Genomic DNA, 21251 nt, shown 5'->3' on the forward strand with positions numbered 1-21251 from the left:
CGTGTTTCGAATATTTAGTTTCTCCATCACTTCTTTTACAGGGACTCCTGCTAATCTCATTTCAATTGCTTTCATTTTCACTTCTACTGGATAACTCACTTTTGTACCCATAGAAAAAACACCTCCACATTGATTTACTAGGTTTCTATACCCGTTTTTCAACGAAAGGTGTTTTTTATTTGTCTTCTTTATTTAGGTCAGTGCCATTTGTTAGATGCTCAGAAGGATTTTTCACTAGTGTCTCCAAACAATTCAAAATGCCTTTCTTTTCTTGCTCGTAGAATTCCATATTCTTACGTTTTTGTTTTAATTCTAAATGTTTTTTTAGAACCTCTACGATTTTTTCTGCAATTTTATCAGTGAGTTTATAGATGAGCATAATTAACGTCCAAGGCTCAGAAGTTGGTTTGGGTATTTCATTTTCTGGATCTGGGGTATTAATGTTAAGCTGATCTTGTTCTTCTTGAATATTCTCATTAGCTGCTTCATCAGAGGATAAATCATTTGATGTTACGAGATCTGAAGGTTTTAATAAGTCATTCGTATCTGGTATTAACTCTGAACATTCAGTATGTATCAGATCAATTCCACTACTATTTGCTATAATGCGTTCTTGTAACTCTCTACCTCTTAACTCCTCAAACTTTTTAGCATTTTGGCATGCTACAAATGTAGAATTTTTATCATCTTCTATTTTTTTAGTTTTATCTGCTTCAGAAATATTAGATGGAATATCTAAAAGTTTCTCAAAATCTTCTGAGCAAGAGGATGAGCTAGTTGTTAGTTCTTTGTTATTTTGTTGTTCATTTACTTTTTTTTATATTTGGCTTGCCAATTGGTGGTATATCCACTAAAATCTCTCCCTTCATATTTTAATTTTACCATTTAATTGATTTATTTAGTTATTTACTATAGATATATTATTACCTTCATCAACAAAACTAAAAATTTTTCATTATGAAGATGCCGCTTTCTTATGTTACTAGCAGAAGAGCAAATAACTCTATGCTGTAAGCAATAACGGTAACAAAAGGAGCTTCATAAAACATAAATATCAAATTATTAATTATTTATTTATTAATTAGGAAATAATGGAAATAGAAAGGAGGAACAATATGATACATTTACAGTTGCTACGTTTTTTAACGATTCATTATTTTTCATTAAATACCGATTGCAACCATCATATTGCTGAGTTACTTCTTATTAAAAAGCAACAAGTGAATTTAAGTGAACGATATATCACACTGAGAGAAACAAAAGTTGCTCTTAATGATTTAACTACTCATTGCTTAGGTCTCCTATTACCATTGATAAATAAGCAAGATGATCGCTTATTTATCAATAGATGAGTCTCCTTCTTCATGAAAAAATAATGGGAAGTCTGTTATAACAGACTTCCCATTATTTTAGATATTCTCAAGCATAATTATTCCAATACTGCTCACCCTATAAATAAGGAGGTGTGGAATATTGCATGAACATATCAAAAACGAGCACTTGATACATTTTCTGAATTTACCACCAGATGAACAAATGCTATTCATCTTGAATTTAAAACTTAACCAGTATATTCAAGATAAACACGATGCAACAACTTCACAAATTAGTAACCTAACTACTAATGCTACAAATGAAACAGAGTAAAATCTACTTTTTAACTTTTTTAACCGAAAAAAAGGAGCTTTACAGCTCCTTAACTATTATTACCCCGTTTTCTTGTTTATATGTTAATTTAATCTTATTTCGTATTAACTGCTTATTCAACTGTTCAAACATTTCATTATCTATCAGTTCTCCATAAGGTACTTGATTTTGTAAGTAAATATCAAAATCTAAAGTATTTTTTATTTTCTTTGATTTTTGAGCAAGTATTACTAATTTTTCTTTAAAACGCGCTTCACTCAATTTATTAATTGCAAATTGCTTCATTATATACTCTTTTTCTTTTTCAATATTGTTTAACTCATTTGTATAAAACTCTCTCTGTTTATTCAAACTATTTATTGTAGCATTCTTATCTGACTGTTTAATGTATTTAAATACTACAGGCTCAATACTATCTTTTCTTATACTCACGTAATTACAGTCGTTATTAACACATCTGTAATGATGTTCCTTTGCTCTCATTATCAGCAAACATTCAGGACACGTTAATACCTCTTTCAAAGTATGTATCCATTTAGTTCTTTTTTTTCTAGTATAGAAGCTTTTTTGTAAAGACAGGTTAACTTTACTTGCTACTTTCAGAAACATTTCTTCAGTTATTATAGCTTCATGCTCCTGATCAGAATATTTTTCATAAGTAGTTACTTTTTCTTCATCAGTTATTCGTCGATATTTTTTTCCCGTGTAAATCCTGCGAATGAGCATTTTTTGTATAGTGCTGGAATGCCATTTTCGCATTTCATGGTAAGAAGCAACTAGTTTTTTCTGAATTGCTACGATAGTTTCGCCCTCATGAAATGAATTAAATACACACTTAACTATTTTTGCTTCTTCTGGATTTACTGTTAATTGACGGTTTTCATCTCTTGTATAACCGAAAGGAGGGGCATTTATATGTTCACCCTGATTCTTACTCTTCATCCTAGAAAGGTATAATCGTTTTGCCCTTGCTTTATTTTCTTCTTCGGCTTGAATCGCTACTGACGCAATATCTGCTAGAGACATTAAGGATAATTGTTTATCTTCTGATATTGCGATACATTCAATACCATTATTTTGCATGTGCAGTAATAAACGTATCAATTCCACCGCTTGACGAGAAAGCCGATCAAAGAAAGTAACTAATATTAGATGTACTTTTCCTTCTTCCAACATACTCAGAAGGTGTTGGTATCCATCTCGATTAGTATTCGTACCGGTTTTTATCTCATCAATCCAAATACGTTGAATAACAAGATTCCTCTCGTCAGCGTACGTATTTATCGTTCTACATTGATTCGGTATGCTTTCTTTGGAATTTACTACACCAGATGTTCTAGCATAACCCCATATCAATCGCATATCCATCAACAATTCTTTAATATCATGCATTATGAAACACACCTTCATGAAACTTGATATATACGCTTTTTTCCTTCAGGTCTAGTAATGCTAAAAATGGGGTTTGAAGAAGTAACTGATTGTCATGCTTATGATTCACTATATCATCTATACCAACCGTTTTTACGTCATATAAGGAATCCAATAAAGAAATTCTATTATTCAATTTTACTTCAAGATCTACTCGATGATTCGAATTCTCTTCTAATAAATTCCCCTGATTTCTTTTATCATTATAAAAAAACTCTTGTATTAATTTTCTTCTTCCTTGCAGTTCATTTAACTCATTTTTCAGAATATACACTTGTAAATACAAATCGCTTTTCTTTTTCTCTAATAGCTTTTGAACATGATAATTAGAATAATTATTTAACAAAAAATCAGTAAAAGTTTGATTCACTGATTGCAAGTAAAGACCTAAATCAAGACCTCTCTGACATGTAGTACACTTAACTTCATCATTTAACCTTGAATACTTTACTGGTTGCAAACAATTCAAACAAATTGTCCAAGCTAAAACAGGATATGAATCTAACTTTGATTTTCTACCTCTTTTTTCACTTTTAAGTTTCTGTTGAAGAATGGTATACGTTGACATACTTAATAAAGGATCCACTTTCGCATTTGGATTATAATGCTTTTTACCGCCAATTTCACCTTGTAATATACCCGCATATATACCATTTTCTAATATAAATCTGACGGATTTATGACACCATTCAACGCCTCTTTTGGTTAACCCGTATTGAATGTTTAATTCATTTGCAATTTGTCGTAACGATAAATTACTTAGATATCCCCAAAAGATGAATTGTACAGCTTCAAAATCTCGAATCGCTTGTAAATTCTGTGTATGCTGCAAAGTGGCTAATTGTAGCTTTTCACTATTTTGTTGACGGATATATCCTAGAGGCTTTTCACTACCAATAAAAACACCTTTATCTTTTGCTTTTACTTGTTTACCACTAGTTAATTTCTTTGTAATCGTAATACGTTCATTTTGAGCCTGTACGGAGCTTTGAATAATAAACCTTAAAAAATAATCGGAACTATTAGTCATTCCTTCCTCTACAAAAATGATCTCTTCAACTAGATTTCCAATTTTAATCATTAAATCTAAATTTCCTACTAAATCTCTTCCTAAACGGTCCACAGTATAAAAAAGAATTGCATCAACATGATTATTCTCATCTTGAATATACTCTAGCATCTCAATCAGTTCTGGACGTAATTGATGCCTACCAGAGTAACCGATGTCGTTGAATTTTCTTATGATTTCTATATTATCGAACTCACTATATTCACGAATGACATTTTCTTGATAAAGGATACTATCTAATTCATCCTCAATTCCTTTGGGTTTTATAGATTTTCGACAATACGAAATACCTGTCCTTTTTTCTAGTCTTCTTCTCCAATCCATGTCAAAAAATCCTCCTTTAAAACAGGAAAAAAGATAACTTTACCTGTTTTCGTTGCACATGTAGAAGAATAAATTCTGAATAATGAACATGTAAAAGGTAACAAGGATACACAAAAACATACTAATAAGAACATACTTAACCTGACAATGACAAAGTAGTTAAATAAGTAAACTTCTTGAATATCCTTTGAGTTAGAACTTTGACTACAAACAAACTACCGCGCTAAAGAACTATGAAATACATTATTCTATTTTCAAAGCACCTTATAATGAGGTTGTAATACCTTAACTAAACCCCATAAGGAGCACTAATCATCACTTGTTTCCACCTCTTTTCAAACTCCAAATTTACATCCACCCAAAATAAAAAGCACACCTCCTAATAAAATAGAGGTATGCTATGATTATTTTTCCAACTAGGTTATTTTATGCATATGAATTTCAGATCCAAGAAAAAAGGGAAGTAATGAAACGTAAACAAATACTACAATATGAATGTTTATAGAGCATTTCAATAATTTTTTTGATTGTTTATTTAACTTTTTATCGAAAGGCTCTAGATAAGCAATCATAAAACAAAAGAAAGGTCTTGCAGATTTCTCAACTAGACCTTCCGACATAATTGCATATATTTTGGAAAATGACAGCACCTTTCCTGACTAGTATAATCATCAAAGGTTAATTTTAGGAGTGATAAATGTGTACCTTCTCCATGACCTGATTTAAAATAGATAATAAATATTTTTAGTAGAGAGGATTTTTTGTTTATGCTTCGTTCAACATATAGATGCTGGAAAGAATGGGTGAACTACTTTATATCTTTTCTTTCACTTCTCTTTAAATCTTCAACTAATATTAAACTTGAAAATATTGCGCTTAGAAGCCAACTAGCACTGTACAAACAACGTTATGAAAAGCAGAAGATACCTAAACCAACACCCACTCCAGCATTCAGACAGCTTTGGGTTATACTTTCTAAATGTTTGGTGAACTGGAAATCTCACTTGATTCTTGTCAAACCTGCAACTGTGATTAAATGGCATCGAACTGCTTTCAAACTACACTGGAGACGCAAATCACAAAAGATAGGCCGACCTAAACTATCTCAAGTAACGATTACACTCATAAGGAGGATACATCAGGAAAATCCTATGCTCTCACCTGAGAAAATTCATGAAAAATTACAACTACTAGGAATAGAAAAACCTCCTGCACCTAATACAATAGCTAAATATATTCCGACTGTGAGAAAACCACCTACTGAAAAGCAAATTCAGTCATGGAAGACGTTTCTTAACAATCATCAGTCTGTTACTTGGGCGACTGATTTCTTTACCATTTCTACGTTAACCTTTCAGGTACTTTATGTATTAGTGATTATTGACCATCAAACTCGAAAGATTATTTCTTTTGGCGTCACTTATCACCCAACAGCCCAATGGACGATTCAACAATTTAGAAATGCAACTCCCTATGGACAAGTACCTAAATATCTCATTCATGATAATGATACAATTTTTCGTTCAAAAGCCTTTCAACGGTTTTTATCATCTTCAGAAATCACTTCTAAGAAAACAGCCTATCGCTCACCGTGGCAAAATCCCTATGTAGAAAGAGTGATCGGCACAATCAAGCGTGAACTATTAGATTACATCCTACCACTTAACCAGTTACACTTACATAAGCTACTTCATGAATACATCAATGACTACTACAACACGCATCGAACACATCAAGGAATCGGTGGTAGAACGCCGATAGATTCACCCGTTTATCTTCCAACATCAGTAACGGAAACAAAATTAGAAGCCACACCTGTGTTAAACGGTCTTTATCATACTTACAAAAAAGTGGCTTAACAACACACCTTTTATTTTTTAAAACCTTCCTTGAAAGGCTTATTTGTTATGTCTTTCTTTTTCAATCCCCTAAATTTCATCGTATATACAAGGTTCATTTTGTATAAAATGAACCTAACATCCTCAATATAAAAACAAATCATCCCATAAAAATAGGATGATTTAAACGGAAATTAAATTTTTGAAGTGGACAGGTATATACCTTTAAAAAATAAAAGAAAGGCCTTGCGGATTTTTTCACAAAACCTTTTGACATTTTTCTCGTGGTGATAGGCACCTATCCCTTAACCAAAACCAATAGTGTCTATAATTTTATATTTAAAAAGTTCTGTTGAGGCTTACCTCAACAGAACTTCTGTAAAATTTCATATATTTAATTACTGAGCGATTGAAACGTTAATAGATTTTAAATCTAATGCATTACCAGCATTATCAACCACATCTATTGTTGATTTAGGTTTTACTACAACACCTTTATCAAGATCTGCTTGTGTAAGTGGAGTCGTTAAAGTAATATCAACCACTGTTACTCCCGCAGTGATGTCTGCATCAGATGATGCAACCGCTGTAGTTGAATCACCAATGAAAACTTCGAAGTTATTGCCAACAGCAGTTTCTTTAACTTCCTCAGAGAAAGTTAACTTAACTTTGTTAGTAGCTGTTAATTCAGCTTTTTTAACTACTGGTGCAATATTTTCTTTGAATTCTTTAACACCATTAAATGGATTCATTAAATCGCCAGCTTCACTCTTAACACCTGCGATATTTACTGTTCTTTCTCCATTAAAAGTTGATGAACCTTTTTCAAATTCTAGGACCACAGCTGCCGAACTTGCTGAATTTGCTGTAAGTTTAATATTCTTAATTGAAATTCCTTCAATTGAGTAATTATCTTTATTTAGAGCAGTTGTTGGGTTAACTTTTTTATCAAAAGTAACAGTTAAAGAATCATTTGTAACAGCGCTCAATGTTGCAGTTGGATTACCAGCATCTACATTACTTGAGCGAGTAAATGTTACACCTGTTTTTTCCTTACTGTCATTACCATTCAAGTCTTCTACTATCCCAGCTTGTAGTTTTGCCGTATAAACTACAGAATCTGTTAATGAAGATAAATCTAATTTTACAGAATTAGACAAACCATTAACAGGCTTATATAAAGTAAAGTTTTGTGTTGAACCAGATGCAACTACTGTTGAAATAGATTTTGTCTTTGAAACATAATCTACAGCATACTCTAAATCAACTGATTTACTAGCCACTGGACTTACATTCTCATCATAAGTTATAACTAAATATTCTTTACCATCTATCTTTTCAACTTTCGTTGATTGAACTGTAGGTGCAGCTTCATCTAACGTAAATGATACTAATTTTGTAGTTGATGTTGATAAATTATTATGGATATCTTTAACAGCTGGAATATTTAGAGTTTGTAATCCTTTTGGTAAAGCTGCTGCAAAGCCTACTTCATATGTTTGCTCATCAATTTTCGTTACTGAAGAACTAGGTACATCAGTAGGTGAAGCCGCATAACCAAAAGCAGTTGAAGCAGGAGTTGCAGATAGTGCTTCATTGAACTTAACAATTAAAGTTTTATTGTCTTTCACTGACACATTGCTTACTACAGGACCAGTTACATCTTCAACACCATACTTCACTGTTGCAGTAACTGGATTTGGAGAAGATAAATTACCAGCGAAATCTTTAAGATTTGTTAAAGTTAATTTAATATCTTTACCTTGGTCAGCTGAAGCAACAGTAAGCTTTACTTTTACAACGTTACCAGTTGCAGAAAAAGTAGTAGTTACATCAGTACTTCCATTAAGTGCGACTCCATCCACACGACTAGCAGAAATAGCTAAATCAGTAACGTTAACTGGTTCATTAAACTTTAATTCAGCAAATCGATCTGTACCGTCTGTAGAATAAGTTACACCTTCAAATGTAGGTCTACTTACATCTTTAAATGTTTTAACTTCAGAATATGGAGTTAATTTTTTTCCACTCTCGTCTGCAATAGAATCTGTTCCTGTAACTGCATAGCTACCACTAAATGATTCTCCAGCTTTCGCAGTAATAGTTAAAGTTTTACCATCTTTACTTAACTCTGCTGTAGCATCACCTGAAGTTATTACGTTTGCAGAACCAATTTTAGTAAAAGTAATGTTTACAAGATTACCTGAACTAATAACAGTAGTTTTATCTACTGCTTTACCAAATTTGATTTCAACTTGTTTAGCGTTAATCGCACTTACTGATTCAACCTGTAATCCACTGATACCCTCAGCAATTTTTTTCAAATCTACATTTTTAGCCGCTTCAAACTGAGCTACAGTTTGCTTAGAAGCTTCAAGTTGTGCATCAGATTTTGTAATAAGATCAACAGCACTAATTACTTCGCCACCAACTACTACATAAAGGTTTGTATTTGTTAAGAATTGGCCTTTATTTGTAAGCGCAGCGAATTCTGCAACAGTTGTATATTTTTTTGTTACGATATCATAAAAACCATTTGGAGCTTGAGTTGCTTCAGCTGCAGACGCTTGTGGTGCAGGTGCTGCTGCTACTGCTGTAACTGCTAATGCAGAAAGAGCTGCATATGTTAAGCCTTTTTTCATAATGAATGTACCCTCCTAAATATTATATCCGCTCAAAAAATTCGTATAGAATATGAAACTTATCATTAGTAATCTAGCATGAGGTAAGCCTCATGCTAGATTCATTTTTATATAAGCATTAAGACCTATTATTGTTGCACTTTAGGTGTAAGTGTTTGTACTGCTGAATTGCGCTCTTGGCCATCTTTAGTGTAAGAGATTTTCACACCAGTCCAAGCACCCCATCCTTCAGAAACATCAATTGTTGCGTTAACTTTGCCATCAACTACAGCTACATCTTCTTTTACTTTTGTAGTTCCATCAGCTTTAGAGAATACTAGATTAACTTTATTTACAGAACCTTTATCTTCAGAAGCAATTGTTCCTTCAACTTTGTATTCAATCAATCCTAAGCCAAGTGCAAATGAGTTAGGAGCAACTGCTGATGAAGAAGTGATTTTTACAATTCCACCATTCAATACTAAAGCGTTTTGTGCTGCTTTTAGAGCCGTTGTCGCTGCATCAACTTGAGCTTGTGAACCAGTAGCTCTAGCAGATTCTGCTGCTGCTAAAGCAGTTTTAAGTGCTCCATAGCTAGCTTCAGTGTATTCAGCTTCATTTACTGCTTTTGCAGCTGTAATTGCAGCATCGATTGCTGTGTAATCAGGTGCTACTCCATTATTACCTTTTGGCTGATCTGATTTATAACTCTTATCTTCATTAAATAGACGTACGCTATTTGAAGTTGAGTTAGTTTGAACTTCATCACCAACAGATAATAATGTTTCAAATGTTGTTGCATTTCCAAGTGCATTATCAGAACCAGTAAATGATGCATCTAACGCTGCAGTAAATGCAGTTGCTGAATTATATTCGAAAGTTTTTACTTTACCAGTATGTCTTTCTTTCACTACTAAACGACCAAAGTTATTAGCTGAACCGAATTTACCATCATTAACCTCATAACCAATTACTTCACCAGTTACTGTACCAGTTGCTGCTTCAGCTACTAAGAACTCAGCTGATTTCGCATCATAATAGTAAGTGTTGTTGTTGTTACGAGTATCATCGATAGATTTAGATTTTCTTACAGTTTGAACTTGAGAAGATACAGATAAAGATCCATCTTTAGCTGGAGCTTCAATCTTTAATTCAGCTGTTTGAGTGCTTGAATATTCTGGTACGAAAGTACTTGGAATATAGATATCTCTCTCATTATCAACATGTCCTGGTGCTACACCAAAAATAGTAACTGTAGTACCTGGTTCCATAGTTACTGCAGAGCCGTTAACAAATCTTTGAGTTTGTGTTGCACCATCATAAGTGATAGTTAAAGATTCTGCTTTATATCCAGCGTCATTAGCATCTACTAAACGTGGATTGATTGTAATAACTTTGTTAGAAGTATTCTTAATTGTATATGTTGCGTTTTTAATACCAGCTGTTTCTGAAGGTTTACCACTTTGGTTTTCTAAAGAAGCTTTCCAAACTAGTTTATCTCCATTAACATACGCTCCAGCTGTTGGTGTATTTAGCTTCCAGTTTGGAGATACAACAACAGATTTTAAGAATGTTACTTGTGGAGCAACTGCATTTGGTTCGCCTTCTTCAAGCTTATCGTTACCAACTGCACCAGCATTACCACCTGCAGCATTTAAATCAATCCATGCTACTGGAGTAGCTTTTGAATTGTCTACTGAAGATTTTAAGTAAACTGTTGCTTCACCTTTGTCATTAGTTGTAACTGCTACTACTTTATTTGAATCATATACACCATCTTCTTTTGCAGAAATCTTAGCTGGTGTATTGTTTGAAAGACTAGCATCTTGGTTTTCTTGGATAGCAACTTTAATAGTAGCTCCTACATATGGAAGTGGGTTGCCATCTTTATCTTTTTGATCTGTTACAACTTTTAATTTGTAAGCGATTGGGTTTTGAGTACCATACTCATCACTCAATGCAGCAACGAAAGCATCAGTACGTTCGAACGTAATTTTATATGGTGATTGAACACCTTGGAATTTAGCTACGCCAGCTACTGCTTGTAATTCTGTTTGTTCGTAACGGTTGTTAGTGTTAGCATCAGCAAATACGATTGGTGTTGCAGTTGTGTTTTTACCAGTTACAGTAAATGTTGCTTCACCTTTAGAGTTTGTTGTTACTTGGAATGCTTCCTCACGGTAAGAACCAGCATTTGATGCAGAATCTTGGTAAGGAGTTACAAAAGTACCGTTATCTTTACGGATGCTTGCAGTAGTATCGTTAGTCTTAGAACCATCGATATCATTTAAGTTTTCTTTAAATGTAACGTTTAATTTAGCGTTTGCTACTGGAGCACCTGATTTTGGATCAACGTATTTAGCTGTGTAAACACGATTTGCACCATTATCAATTGTTTTCTCATCAGCATCTACTGTTAAGATTGGTGCTACGCCCCAATAAACTTTTGCTAGGCTACGGTTAGCAGCATTTCCTGTTGAGTAAACAGCAACTTGATCTTCACCAGCATTGTATTGAGTGTAAGAGAATGTAGCTACACCATCTTTATCAGTAGTTACTTCTTTAACAAGATCTTTATTTAAAGCAGATTCGTTTCCATCAACGTTGAAAGTTACAGGAATACCCTCTTTAGATTGACCTTCTTTAACAGTTACTTTAGCTTTAAGTGTTACTTCTTTACCTACAACACCTTGAAGTGATTTAACATCAACATCGATTTTCTCAGGAATTACAGCTTCGATTCCTTTGAATTTACCAAGCTCTTTGTCGCCTGATTTCACTGTATATTCTTTATCTTTTTCTTGAGCTTCAGTTGTAAGAACAACAACTTTCTTGTCTGTTTGTTTCACTGCAGCGTTTGTGATTTTTAAGCCTTCGATTGAGTAATCTGCTTCTTTCACGTTTTCATCAGTGATTGCTTTATCATAAGTTACTTCAACAGTTGTATTGTTGATTGCTTTAACAGTACCTACGTTTTCTTTTTCACCAGCTGTTGCTTTGTCAGCTCTCATTAAGAAGATTGCATAATCTCCACGTTTTGCATTGTCGTTAGTACCGAATTGAGTAGCATTTTTACCTTTAGTAATATCGTTTGCAACTAAAGCACCAACTGCAGCTGTGTATTGAGCAGCAACATCAGTGAAGTTTACATCTGATTTACCTTCTAATTTGAATCCTCTTTGAATCCAAATCGCTAACTCACCACGTTTGATTTGAGAATCAGAATCGAATTTAGTAGCTGTTTTACCTGTAGTAATACCAGCTGCTTTAAGAGCGTTAATGTATTTCACCGCACGTGGTGGTACATCAGTGAAGCCTGATGCAGGAGCGCTCTCGATATCAAGTCCTAGAACTTTTACAAGAAGAACTGCAGCGTCAACACGTTTGATGTTTTCGTTTACGCCAAATTTAGTGTCAGTTAGACCTTGAGCACCTTTAGATACTACGAAATCTACTGCATCTTTATATTGTGGTGCAACATCTGTGAAAGAAGCTGCAGATGCTAATGGAGCAATAGCGCCCGCTACTAAAGTAGCAGTTGCAGCAGTTGCTACGAACTTGCGATAAGATTTTGGTTGGTAAGCCATGAAAAAAATCCTCCCCGTTTTGTAAAAATTTAAAATATTCTATCAATAAAACCAGTGATAGTTCCTTATGTAGTTTAACTCACTTAATTTAACCATAATTGTATATTTTTATATTAATAGTAAAATAGTAGTTAAACCTCTTCATTTATTCTACCAAATAAACCATATTTTTCAACTATTTTTTGCATTTTTCTCAAATTAATAGAATATAATAGTAAATAGTAGAATATTAAGGATTTGTTTCCTAAATATACTAATCAGAAAACACATCCCTCATTATACACACCATTTAACTGAATTGGAACAATTTTCTTAAAAAATTCAAAATATAGACTAATTTTAGAATAATTATGAATTTGTTGTAATAGTTGACCAACATTTACATTATATGGAGCTCCTTTCATCGTAAGAACTACTTTTTGTTTTTTAATGGTTCTGCTACTTCATATGACTTAAATAATATAGAAGGAAATAAAAAAACCGATCACAGCTTTCGCTGTAATCGGTTTTTTTTATCTGTCTAGCACAAGTAGCCCAGCTCCTAATGGACTTCACCAACCTCCCAACGATACGTCAACATCGAATCGACTTCGTCTCTTCGTGTTTCCTTTATCGAAAAGAAGATGGCTCCAGTCCATCTGGAGCTAAACGGGCGCCTACGCTTTTCTACTTAATAATAACTTCTATTCTGATTCAAATGAAGGAATGCAATTGCCAGCCCACCAACTAACCAGAAGATAATATTTAATTGTGGAATGAAGATTAAGTTATTCGACAGGTTTTGCACCATGAAGGTGATACTACCTACGAACACTCCAGCTGCCACTATTTTTCCTAGTTCATCATTTTGTTTAAAGTATAGACGAATGAGGTATATGAAATAGGCAACGTAAATTGATAAGAACGCTAGAATACCGATTGTTCCGGTTTCAGCTGCTACTTTAATATATGAGTTATGAACAGAGTATGCATCGTGACCGATATCAAGCTCCGGATATTTCGTTACAAATTCTTTATAGCGAGTATAATAGTTACCCATACCTACACCAAGTACTGGGTTGTCTTTGTACATGTATAAACCTGTTTTCCAAAGTGTTACACGAGATACTACAGCTGTATTAGAAATTGCTTCTTCTTGTTTTTCTTTTTCAATTTCTTCGCGTTCTTCAGGTGTTAAATCTTCAGGATCTTTATCTTTAATATCACTTGCTGGCGCTTTTGCATTAGGGAATACTAGCTTTTGAACAGCATAAATAGCTGATTGAGTACGAGACTGAACATCTGGCATGAAGTATACGCCAGTTAATAAAATTACGAATGCAATTAAAATATGCGGCTTAACGAAATTCTTTAAGAATCGTTTCGGCATAATTAGAATGATTAATACGAATGCACATGCCATTGTTACCCAAGCGGCACGTGTGTACGTTAAGATTAAGTTCACAATAAATACTGCGTAGAACGCAAAGAACATAAGTTGGACTTTCTTGTCTTTGAAATACACCACTGCTAGCAGTAGGAATGATGGAATAACGAAGTTCAAGAATGAAGAGTAGTAGTTCGGGTTTATTAATGTCGAATCTACGCGTCCTTTTGCTTCTTGTAGAGCGTATAAACCAGCTTTATTCAATGAAATATTGAAGATGTATTGGATAATACCAAATAGACCAACAATGATAGCAGCCGCTCCGAATGCTTTCGCAAAGTTAATATATTGCTCCTTTGTAAACTGCACCTTAATAGCAATTAAGAATACAACTACATACGATAAGAAACGTGCGATTTCCATAATACCTGGTGTTAATGCCACAGCATTTACTAAAGAAATAGCTGAGATAATTACATATAAACCGAATGTAATGAGAAATGGCAGAATGGGTAATGAATTTAATTTAATTGTACCTTTTCTATACTCCCACAGAAATGCGAGTACTAGTAAAGGAATAAGAATAACTTCAATCGAAATAATGCCTTTCTTGAAATAAACTAAAGGCACAAGAAACAAATGCAACAGGACTAGAATGTATGTTAAGCTTCTATTATTATTCATACTTGATTCCTTTCTTTACAGTATCCCCTATACAGTGAAACTTTGTTTGGTGGGAACGCTCTTTCTCCCACCAAGCATTAGTTGAACCAATCGGGTTCTTACTGACGCTTGATCTCCCGCTGAAACATCTTTGATTCCTCTTCATTCTGAAGTGGGAATCTTAGCGCCAGTTTGAACGGGATAAAACGATATCCATGTTTGTTCCACTATTATTTTTTTCACCTTTTCACTTTACAAGATGATAGATAAAATAACAATGACTATTTTTTTGCAAGACGTTTGTAAACCTCATCAATACTATTAGCTAGTGCATGTAGAGAGAAATTAGTAGATGCATGGTTGTATAATTCCTCACCCTTTGTAGCTAGTCTTCCACTCTTATAATTGTCATAGCTTTCAGTGATAGCTTCTGCAAAAGCTTCTGCATCATTTGTTGGTACAACCCAACCATACTCATTTGATGATATTAGTTGTCTTACCCCTCCAACATCCGTTGATATTAACGGAATCTTCTGATTAGCTGCTTCTAATAACGCCAATGGAAAACTTTCACTATGTGATGCTAATAGAGCAATGTGTGAATTGCTATAAATATGATCCACATCTTGACGAAAGCCTAAAAAGTGTACATTGTCTTGTAAGTTCTTACTTCGAACTAATCCCTCTATTTCATCACGAATAGGACCATCTCCTACTAATACAAGATGAATCTCGGGATTGTTTAACTTCTTTAAAGCTTCTAGGACAATGTCATGCCCTTTAATCGGATGCAAGCGAGCAACCATTGTCATAACAAAGTCATCATTTGATAACTTCAGTTCCTTCTGTAAAGAATAATCACGTTCAAGTGGTTCAGAGAACGTTATACCGTTATAGATGGTATGAATAATGTTTGCTGGAATTCCGAGTGTTACTAAATTATCTTTAAAGCGTTCTGATACAGCGAAGAAGTAATCAATCTTCTTAAGTGTACGCAGATTAAGCATCGTAAAGATACGGCCTTTCACGCCACCCTTCATAAAGTCCAATGTTGGATCGCTATGAATAGTAGTAACCCAGACAGCTTGAATCTTCTTTTTAATAAATGACATGAATAAATTAGCGCGCGGTCCATGTGAATGAACAATATCGAATTGTTCTTTATTAATGAACGATGCTAGCTTACTGATAATACGTAAATCATAACGAGATGTTTGAGGCAACATCTCCACGCGTATTCCTTTTTGCCTTGCTTCTTGTGCAAGAGGACCGTCTTGAAAAACAAGGAGACAAACAGATTCGTTTGGAAACTGTTCTAACAGAGTTGTTACGTGCTTACGTGATCCTCCTGTTTCTCCACCGCTTATGACATGTAGTACCTTCATCATTTTCCTCCTGCATCGTTTTTTATAAAAACACGCTTCTTAATTTCTCACCGAATTACATCATAATACATAATAACAATCCTTTCGAGTTAGACACTCAAAAGGATTTCATTAGGGTTACTTCGAACGCATAACCTTTAATAGAAACTTTGGTAGTGCTAGCTGACGTTTCAGTCGTTTAGGTTCTTTCATTAAGCGATAAAACCATTCTAAACCAAGGTTACGATAAAATGCTGGTGCACGTTTCACGTGTCCGGCAAATACATCAAAGCTACCGCCTACACCTTGGAATACTTTAGCACTTACACTATCCATATGTTCACGAATCCATAGCTCCTGCTTAGGGCTTCCCATTGCAACAAATAAAAGGTCCGCCTTCGCTTCATTAATTTTGTTAACAACTTGCTTCGGATCCTGTACATAACCATTTTCGTATCCTGAAATGATGATTTCAGGGTATTTTTCTTCTATTTTTGCTTTCGCCTGTGAAACGACTTCTTCTTTTGCGCCATACAGGAACACACGATAGCCCTTCTTCGCTGCAAATTCAAGCAAACGGTCCATCATATCAACACCTGTTACACGCGATGTTATCGTTCCTTTCTTCAACTTAGAAGCTAGCAGTATGCCAACGCCATCAGGAATGCCGTAAGTACTATTATTGATAAGCTCTCGCAATTGTTCGTTTTGCTCAGCAGCCATAACCTTTTCAGGATTTACAGCAATAATTGTCGACTTCTGATCTGCTTGCATTCTTTGTTCAATATCAACAAGAATTTCGTCGTAGCTTAATGGTGATACATCTACTCCGAAATATGTTTCCTTTTGCATGTTTCATCTTCCTATCGTCTAGTAAATCACACACTCTCTAGCTGACTAACTAGACCGTTTTCTTTTCGAAAACCTGCCACATCCTCCTGTAATAAAGGACGACATGACAGGTTAAAAAGTTACTTATTATTGTATAGCTTGTAAATGTTTTAAATCACCAATGCGGTAAACTGTAAAACGTTCATCTTCAATCTTCGTGCAGTTACGAGTATCGAAAATAACTGGTGTAGCCATTTTCTCAAGTAACATTGCTTCGTCAAACTGCTTGAACTCATTATGATCTACAAGAACAACAAGTAAGTTAGCTCCATTAGCAGCTTCTTCTAAAGAGTGTAATGGGAAGTTTACTTGATCTTCATGAATATGTGGATCATGAATTCTTACATCTAAACGCTCATCAGCTAAAAGCATTTCAGCAATTTCAATAGCTGGACTTTCACGAACGTCATCGATATTTCCTTTATAAGTTAAACCACATACAGCAACACTTGGCTTGTCTAATTCACAAGTTAGGCGCTTGATTTGTTCGATAACAAAGTGTGGCATTGAATTGTTAATTCTACGAGATTCTGCAATTAAAGGAGATTCTTCTCTTGCCTTCTCAATAATGAAGTATGGGTCTACTGCTAGGCAGTGTCCGCCTACACCTGGTCCAGGTAAATGAATATTTACTCGTGGATGTTTGTTTGCAAGCTCAATTACATCATGCGCATTTACGCCAAGACGAGCTGAGATTTTTGCTAATTCATTCGCAAGTGCAATATTTACATCACGGAATGTATTTTCCATCAATTTAGACATTTCAGCTGTAACAGCTTCTGTTTCAATAACGTCACCTGTAATAACAGCACGATATACATCGCCTGCCTTCTTCGCAGCTTCTGGTGTAATACCTCCTACAATACGAGTATTTTCAATTAATTCAATTAAAATACGCCCTGGAAGTACTCGCTCTGGACAATGTGCGATATAAATATCTTTGTATGGATCAAATCCAGCTTCTTCAATAATTGGTGCTACTAGGTCATCCATTGTTCTCGGTGGAATCGTTGATTCTACAATTACAACATTTCCTTTCTCTAAATAAGGAAGGATTCCTTTCGTTGCTTCCGCTACATAGTCCACGTTCGCACTATGATCCGCATGAATTGGAGTTGGAACTGAAATAATGAATACATCGGATTTCTCTGGTTGTAATGATGCTTTTAATTTACCCTTCGCAACAACTTCTTGTACTAATTCAGGTAAATCAACTTCTTCTATAGTAACCTTGCCTTCATTTAAAGAATCAACGACTTTTTGATTTACGTCTACGCCCAGTACATCATATCCAGCACGAGCAAAAACAGACGCTGTTGGTAAGCCAATATAGCCTAAACCAATGACACAAATCTTCTTCATAGCTTGGTGACCTCACTTATATTTTTTAGTATGTTAGATGTCTATCCTATGACGGTCCATTTCTATATGAAAAGCCCTGCACTCGAATACATCTTCATTCGTTCAGCGTTTCACTTTACCCCACTTTGTATGGCGTAAACCACCAACAAATGGATAATTACAAAAAAAGAATTAAATTCCTAACATAGTATATCAAATTACAATGATGCTTGCATTAATAAGATGAGGAAAGACAATGCTATGTAAAACAAGTAATATATGGAACACCACCACCAAACATGAATAACATTGAGAAACAACAGGTCTAATGATAAAATATATGAAGGTTTTGTCGAAAGATGATGGCAACCACTAGACTATAAAGATAACAAGCAGTATTGGTTTTATATAAAAAGGAGGAAACACCAGGTTGAAGATTGTTATTTCAGGCTTTTATGGATTAGGAAACACTGGAGATGAAGCGATTCTTGAAAGTATTGTTGATAATTTAAGAGACTCGTTAGACGCTCCTGATATAACTGTATTTTCTTTATCTCCAGAACAAACAGCGAAAGAGCACAATGTAAAAACTGTGTATCGTGGCTGGAGACATGACAATAAAGGAAAGATTAAAGCATTGCGAGATGCTGACCTTTTAATTAGTGGTGGAGGCGGATTATTACAAGACGCTTATCCAACGAAGTTTCTTTTCGGACCACTTCCTTATTATTTACTAATTGTATTATTAGCAAAACTTTGCGGATCAAAAGTTATGTTCTTCTCGCAAGGAATTGGACCTGTTACTTCAACTTGGGGGAAAATCCTAATGAAGATGGCAAACCTTGCTGACTTCGTAACAGTTCGAGATCAATTCTCAAAAGATTACCTTCATAATCTTGGCGTAAAGAAACCTGAAACTGTCGTTACATCAGACATCGTATTCGCATTCAAGAAGAAGGAAGACTCAGCTTGCATGGATTCCCTTCAATTAAAAGGTGATGAAAAGCTAGTAGCTGTTTCAATGCGTCCGTGGTTTGAGCATACGAAGCAATTCGAGCAAACTGCACAAATATTAGACGAGCTAATTGAGAAGAAAGGTGTTACACCTGTATTCGTTCCAATGGAAGGTCATCATGATACAAACGCTAGTCAGCAAGTAATGAAGCATATGAAGCATAGCGACAAAACGATTATGTTAGGTGAGAAATTCACACCAAATCAATATTTAAACTTCATTAGTAACTGTGAAATGACAATCGGTATGCGTCTGCACGCATTAATCTTCTCAACCTTATCAGGTGTACCTCACATCGGTTTAAGTTATGATAAGAAAGTTGAAAGCTTATTAAAGAGAAGTGGCATGTGGGATTACTCAGCTGATTTAATGGAAATTGATGCAGAGAAGCTTACTCAAAATGCACTTGCTATTTTAGACAATCGTGAACATTACGCAAGCATCGTAAGAGACAATGCAGAAATCATGCGTAAAGAAGCTGTACGAAATGTTGATTTATTAAAAGAAAATTTCTTAAAGAAATAAAGAAATGCGGAAGTGGCTTGTTCAGCTCCGTATGAACTGGAGCCCGCCGACTGAGATAAAGGAAACACGATGAACGAAGTGATTCGATGTTGACTTATCGTAGGGAGGTTGGCGAAGTTCACTAGGAGCTAGCCACTGAAGCTAGACAAAAAGAAATGCGGAAGCGCACGTTTAGCGACGTATAGATTGGAGCACATCGACTGAGATAAAGGAAACACGATGAACGAAGTGATTCGATGTTGACTTATCGTAGGGAGTTGGGCGAAATCTACTAGTCGCTGTGCGCTGAAGCTAGACAAGAAAAGCTTACAACAAAAGATGAATGAATCGTAAAGTAAATGTTGGAGGAGAAGAAATGAAGATTCTTATTGCAACTGCGTATGACTATCCGCATGCTGGTGGTTTGTCCGTTCATGTTGATACATTAAAGGCTGGTTTAGAATCACTTGGACATGAGGTAGATGTATTATCTTTCTCAGATGTTTCTCCGGTTTCTCGCAAAATTCTTGCACAAGGGCCAAGCTATATTCTAAATAAATTCAAGAAAGGGAAAGGAATTGTTTGGAGTCACAAAATGCGCCAACGCTTCCTACGTACCCTAATTGATAAAAATAAACATAAAAGCTATGATTTAGTTCATGCTCAAGATCCATTCACAACACTTGCAGCACTTGAAAGCGGCATTCCTACAGTTGCAACTGTTCATGGATATATGGCATTCGAAAGTATTTCAAAAGGATCTATGGATGAAGGCAGTGATGAAGCTCGCTTCATGCAAGATATTGAAATCCAAGCGTACAAAGGTGCTCGTGAAATTATCACAGTTGATACTCGCTTGAAAGATTACGTAAAAGAAGTATCAGGCGTGGAAGCAACAGCCATTCGTAACTTCATCGATATTCATTCATTCAAGCCTAACAAGGATAAGAAGAATGAATTACGTGAGAAATACGAAATTGATGTAGATGCAGATATTCTTTTCTGCCCACGTCGTTTAACAAAGAAAAATGGGGTTATCTACCCAGCATTAGCACTACCAAAAGTGTTAAAAGAATTTCCTAATGCACACTTAATCTACGCAGGAAGCGGCGAAGCTTTAACTGAAATTAAAGAAATTGTCGCTCGCGAAGGTATGGATCAAAACGTAACATTACTTGGAGCAGTCGCTCACTCAGTCGTTCGTGATTATTATGACTTAAGTGATGTAGCACTTGTACCAAGCGTTCACTCAGCTGGTGTAGAAGAAGCAACTTCAATCTCTGCACTTGAAGCAATGGGTTCTGGCTCTCCACTAATTGCTTGTGCAGTTGGCGGCTTGAAAGAAATCGTTGATAGCGGAGTAGATGGTTTACTAGTTGAAGAGAAAAATGTAGATGAGCTTGCTGATGCAATTATTACATTACTTCGTGATCCTGAAGCAGGAATCGAAATGGCCGCTAAAGCGCGTGCCAAAATCGAAGAAGACTATTCTCATATTGCAGCTGCAAAGAAATATTTTGAGATATATGAAAGTGCATTAAATCAATAATTCACTCATGTACCATGTAGGGTCTTATGTGCTTTTTGCAT

General features: G+C 35.0%; 14 protein-coding genes. 5 read left to right on the forward strand and 9 right to left on the reverse strand.

Features of this window, described 5'->3' with window-relative positions; translation table 11 throughout:
* Positions 1-175 precede the first annotated feature (175 nt).
* A complete protein-coding gene (locus TX86_RS17615; protein ID WP_042350926.1) occupies positions 176-379 on the reverse strand; it encodes a hypothetical protein in 204 nt (67 codons plus the stop codon).
* A gap of 736 nt (positions 380-1115) precedes the next feature.
* Between TX86_RS17615 and TX86_RS17620 the strand changes: the two genes are divergently transcribed.
* A complete protein-coding gene (locus TX86_RS17620) occupies positions 1116-1352 on the forward strand; it encodes a hypothetical protein (protein ID WP_042350928.1) in 237 nt (78 codons plus the stop codon).
* A gap of 121 nt (positions 1353-1473) precedes the next feature.
* The gene (locus TX86_RS26785; protein ID WP_154663155.1) at positions 1474-1647 is read left to right on the forward strand and encodes a hypothetical protein; all 174 of its coding nucleotides are present in this window, start codon (positions 1474-1476) and stop codon (positions 1645-1647) included.
* 39 nt (positions 1648-1686) lie between these two features.
* Here the strand turns inward: TX86_RS26785 and TX86_RS17625 are convergent, their stop codons facing one another.
* Entirely contained in the window at positions 1687-3039 is a 1353-nt protein-coding gene (locus TX86_RS17625; protein WP_042350930.1) for a recombinase family protein, read from the reverse strand.
* Positions 3032-4471 carry a recombinase family protein gene (locus tag TX86_RS17630; RefSeq protein ID WP_042350931.1) on the reverse strand — a complete coding sequence of 480 codons (1440 nt, stop codon included), beginning with the start codon at positions 4469-4471 and terminating at the stop codon, positions 3032-3034. Before TX86_RS17630 ends, TX86_RS17625 begins: the two co-directional genes overlap by 8 nt.
* A gap of 767 nt (positions 4472-5238) precedes the next feature.
* Here TX86_RS17630 and TX86_RS17635 point away from each other — a divergent pair.
* On the forward strand, positions 5239-6330 hold the full coding sequence (locus TX86_RS17635) for an integrase core domain-containing protein (RefSeq protein ID WP_042350932.1): 1092 nt from the start codon (positions 5239-5241) through the stop codon (positions 6328-6330).
* Between the two features lie 377 nt (positions 6331-6707).
* Here the strand turns inward: TX86_RS17635 and TX86_RS17640 are convergent, their stop codons facing one another.
* The 6 genes from TX86_RS17640 to TX86_RS17665 all read right to left on the reverse strand — a co-directional run bounded on the left by TX86_RS17640 (position 6708) and on the right by TX86_RS17665 (position 18163).
* Positions 6708-8951: a hypothetical protein gene (locus TX86_RS17640; RefSeq protein ID WP_042350934.1), complete on the reverse strand. Its 2244-nt coding sequence runs from the start codon at positions 8949-8951 to the stop codon at positions 6708-6710.
* Between the two features lie 128 nt (positions 8952-9079).
* Positions 9080-12517, reverse strand: coding sequence for an S-layer homology domain-containing protein (locus TX86_RS17645; protein WP_042350936.1), 3438 nt, complete (start codon positions 12515-12517; stop codon positions 9080-9082).
* A gap of 670 nt (positions 12518-13187) precedes the next feature.
* Entirely contained in the window at positions 13188-14567 is a 1380-nt protein-coding gene (locus tag TX86_RS17650) for an O-antigen ligase family protein (protein ID WP_042350937.1), read from the reverse strand.
* 260 nt (positions 14568-14827) lie between these two features.
* Positions 14828-15931 carry a glycosyltransferase family 4 protein gene (locus TX86_RS17655; RefSeq protein ID WP_042350939.1) on the reverse strand — a complete coding sequence of 368 codons (1104 nt, stop codon included), beginning with the start codon at positions 15929-15931 and terminating at the stop codon, positions 14828-14830.
* 117 nt (positions 15932-16048) lie between these two features.
* Positions 16049-16762 carry a WecB/TagA/CpsF family glycosyltransferase gene (locus TX86_RS17660; protein ID WP_042350941.1) on the reverse strand — a complete coding sequence of 238 codons (714 nt, stop codon included), beginning with the start codon at positions 16760-16762 and terminating at the stop codon, positions 16049-16051.
* A 126-nt stretch (positions 16763-16888) separates the two neighbouring features.
* On the reverse strand, positions 16889-18163 hold the full coding sequence (locus tag TX86_RS17665) for a nucleotide sugar dehydrogenase (RefSeq protein ID WP_042350942.1): 1275 nt from the start codon (positions 18161-18163) through the stop codon (positions 16889-16891).
* Positions 18164-18572: 409 nt separating this feature from the next.
* On the opposite strand from TX86_RS17665, the gene csaB reads away from it, so the two are divergent.
* A complete protein-coding gene (gene csaB, locus TX86_RS17670) occupies positions 18573-19682 on the forward strand; it encodes a polysaccharide pyruvyl transferase CsaB (protein WP_042350944.1) in 1110 nt (369 codons plus the stop codon).
* A gap of 355 nt (positions 19683-20037) precedes the next feature.
* Positions 20038-21210, forward strand: coding sequence for a glycosyltransferase family 4 protein (locus TX86_RS17675; RefSeq protein ID WP_042350945.1), 1173 nt, complete (start codon positions 20038-20040; stop codon positions 21208-21210).
* The last annotated feature ends 41 nt before the right edge of the window (positions 21211-21251 follow it).

It is taken from the genome of Bacillus massiliigorillae (assembly GCF_000380245.2).
Lineage (GTDB): Bacteria > Bacillota > Bacilli > Bacillales > DSM-1321 > Bacillus_AD > Bacillus_AD massiliigorillae.

Coding starts and splice junctions, on each gene's coding strand:
- TX86_RS17640 (WP_042350934.1), bottom strand. CDS start 8,951: ATGAAAAAAGGCTTAACATATGCAGCTCTTTCTGCATTAGCAGTTACA.
- TX86_RS17655 (WP_042350939.1), bottom strand. CDS start 15,931: ATGAAGGTACTACATGTCATAAGCGGTGGAGAAACAGGAGGATCACGT.
- TX86_RS17630 (WP_042350931.1), bottom strand. CDS start 4,471: ATGGATTGGAGAAGAAGACTAGAAAAAAGGACAGGTATTTCGTATTGT.
- TX86_RS17615 (WP_042350926.1), bottom strand. CDS start 379: ATGCTCATCTATAAACTCACTGATAAAATTGCAGAAAAAATCGTAGAG.
- TX86_RS17665 (WP_042350942.1), bottom strand. CDS start 18,163: ATGAAGAAGATTTGTGTCATTGGTTTAGGCTATATTGGCTTACCAACA.
- TX86_RS17660 (WP_042350941.1), bottom strand. CDS start 16,762: ATGCAAAAGGAAACATATTTCGGAGTAGATGTATCACCATTAAGCTAC.
- TX86_RS17675 (WP_042350945.1), top strand. CDS start 20,038: ATGAAGATTCTTATTGCAACTGCGTATGACTATCCGCATGCTGGTGGT.
- TX86_RS17625 (WP_042350930.1), bottom strand. CDS start 3,039: ATGCATGATATTAAAGAATTGTTGATGGATATGCGATTGATATGGGGT.
- TX86_RS17650 (WP_042350937.1), bottom strand. CDS start 14,567: ATGAATAATAATAGAAGCTTAACATACATTCTAGTCCTGTTGCATTTG.
- TX86_RS17620 (WP_042350928.1), top strand. CDS start 1,116: ATGATACATTTACAGTTGCTACGTTTTTTAACGATTCATTATTTTTCA.
- TX86_RS17635 (WP_042350932.1), top strand. CDS start 5,239: ATGCTTCGTTCAACATATAGATGCTGGAAAGAATGGGTGAACTACTTT.
- TX86_RS17645 (WP_042350936.1), bottom strand. CDS start 12,517: ATGGCTTACCAACCAAAATCTTATCGCAAGTTCGTAGCAACTGCTGCA.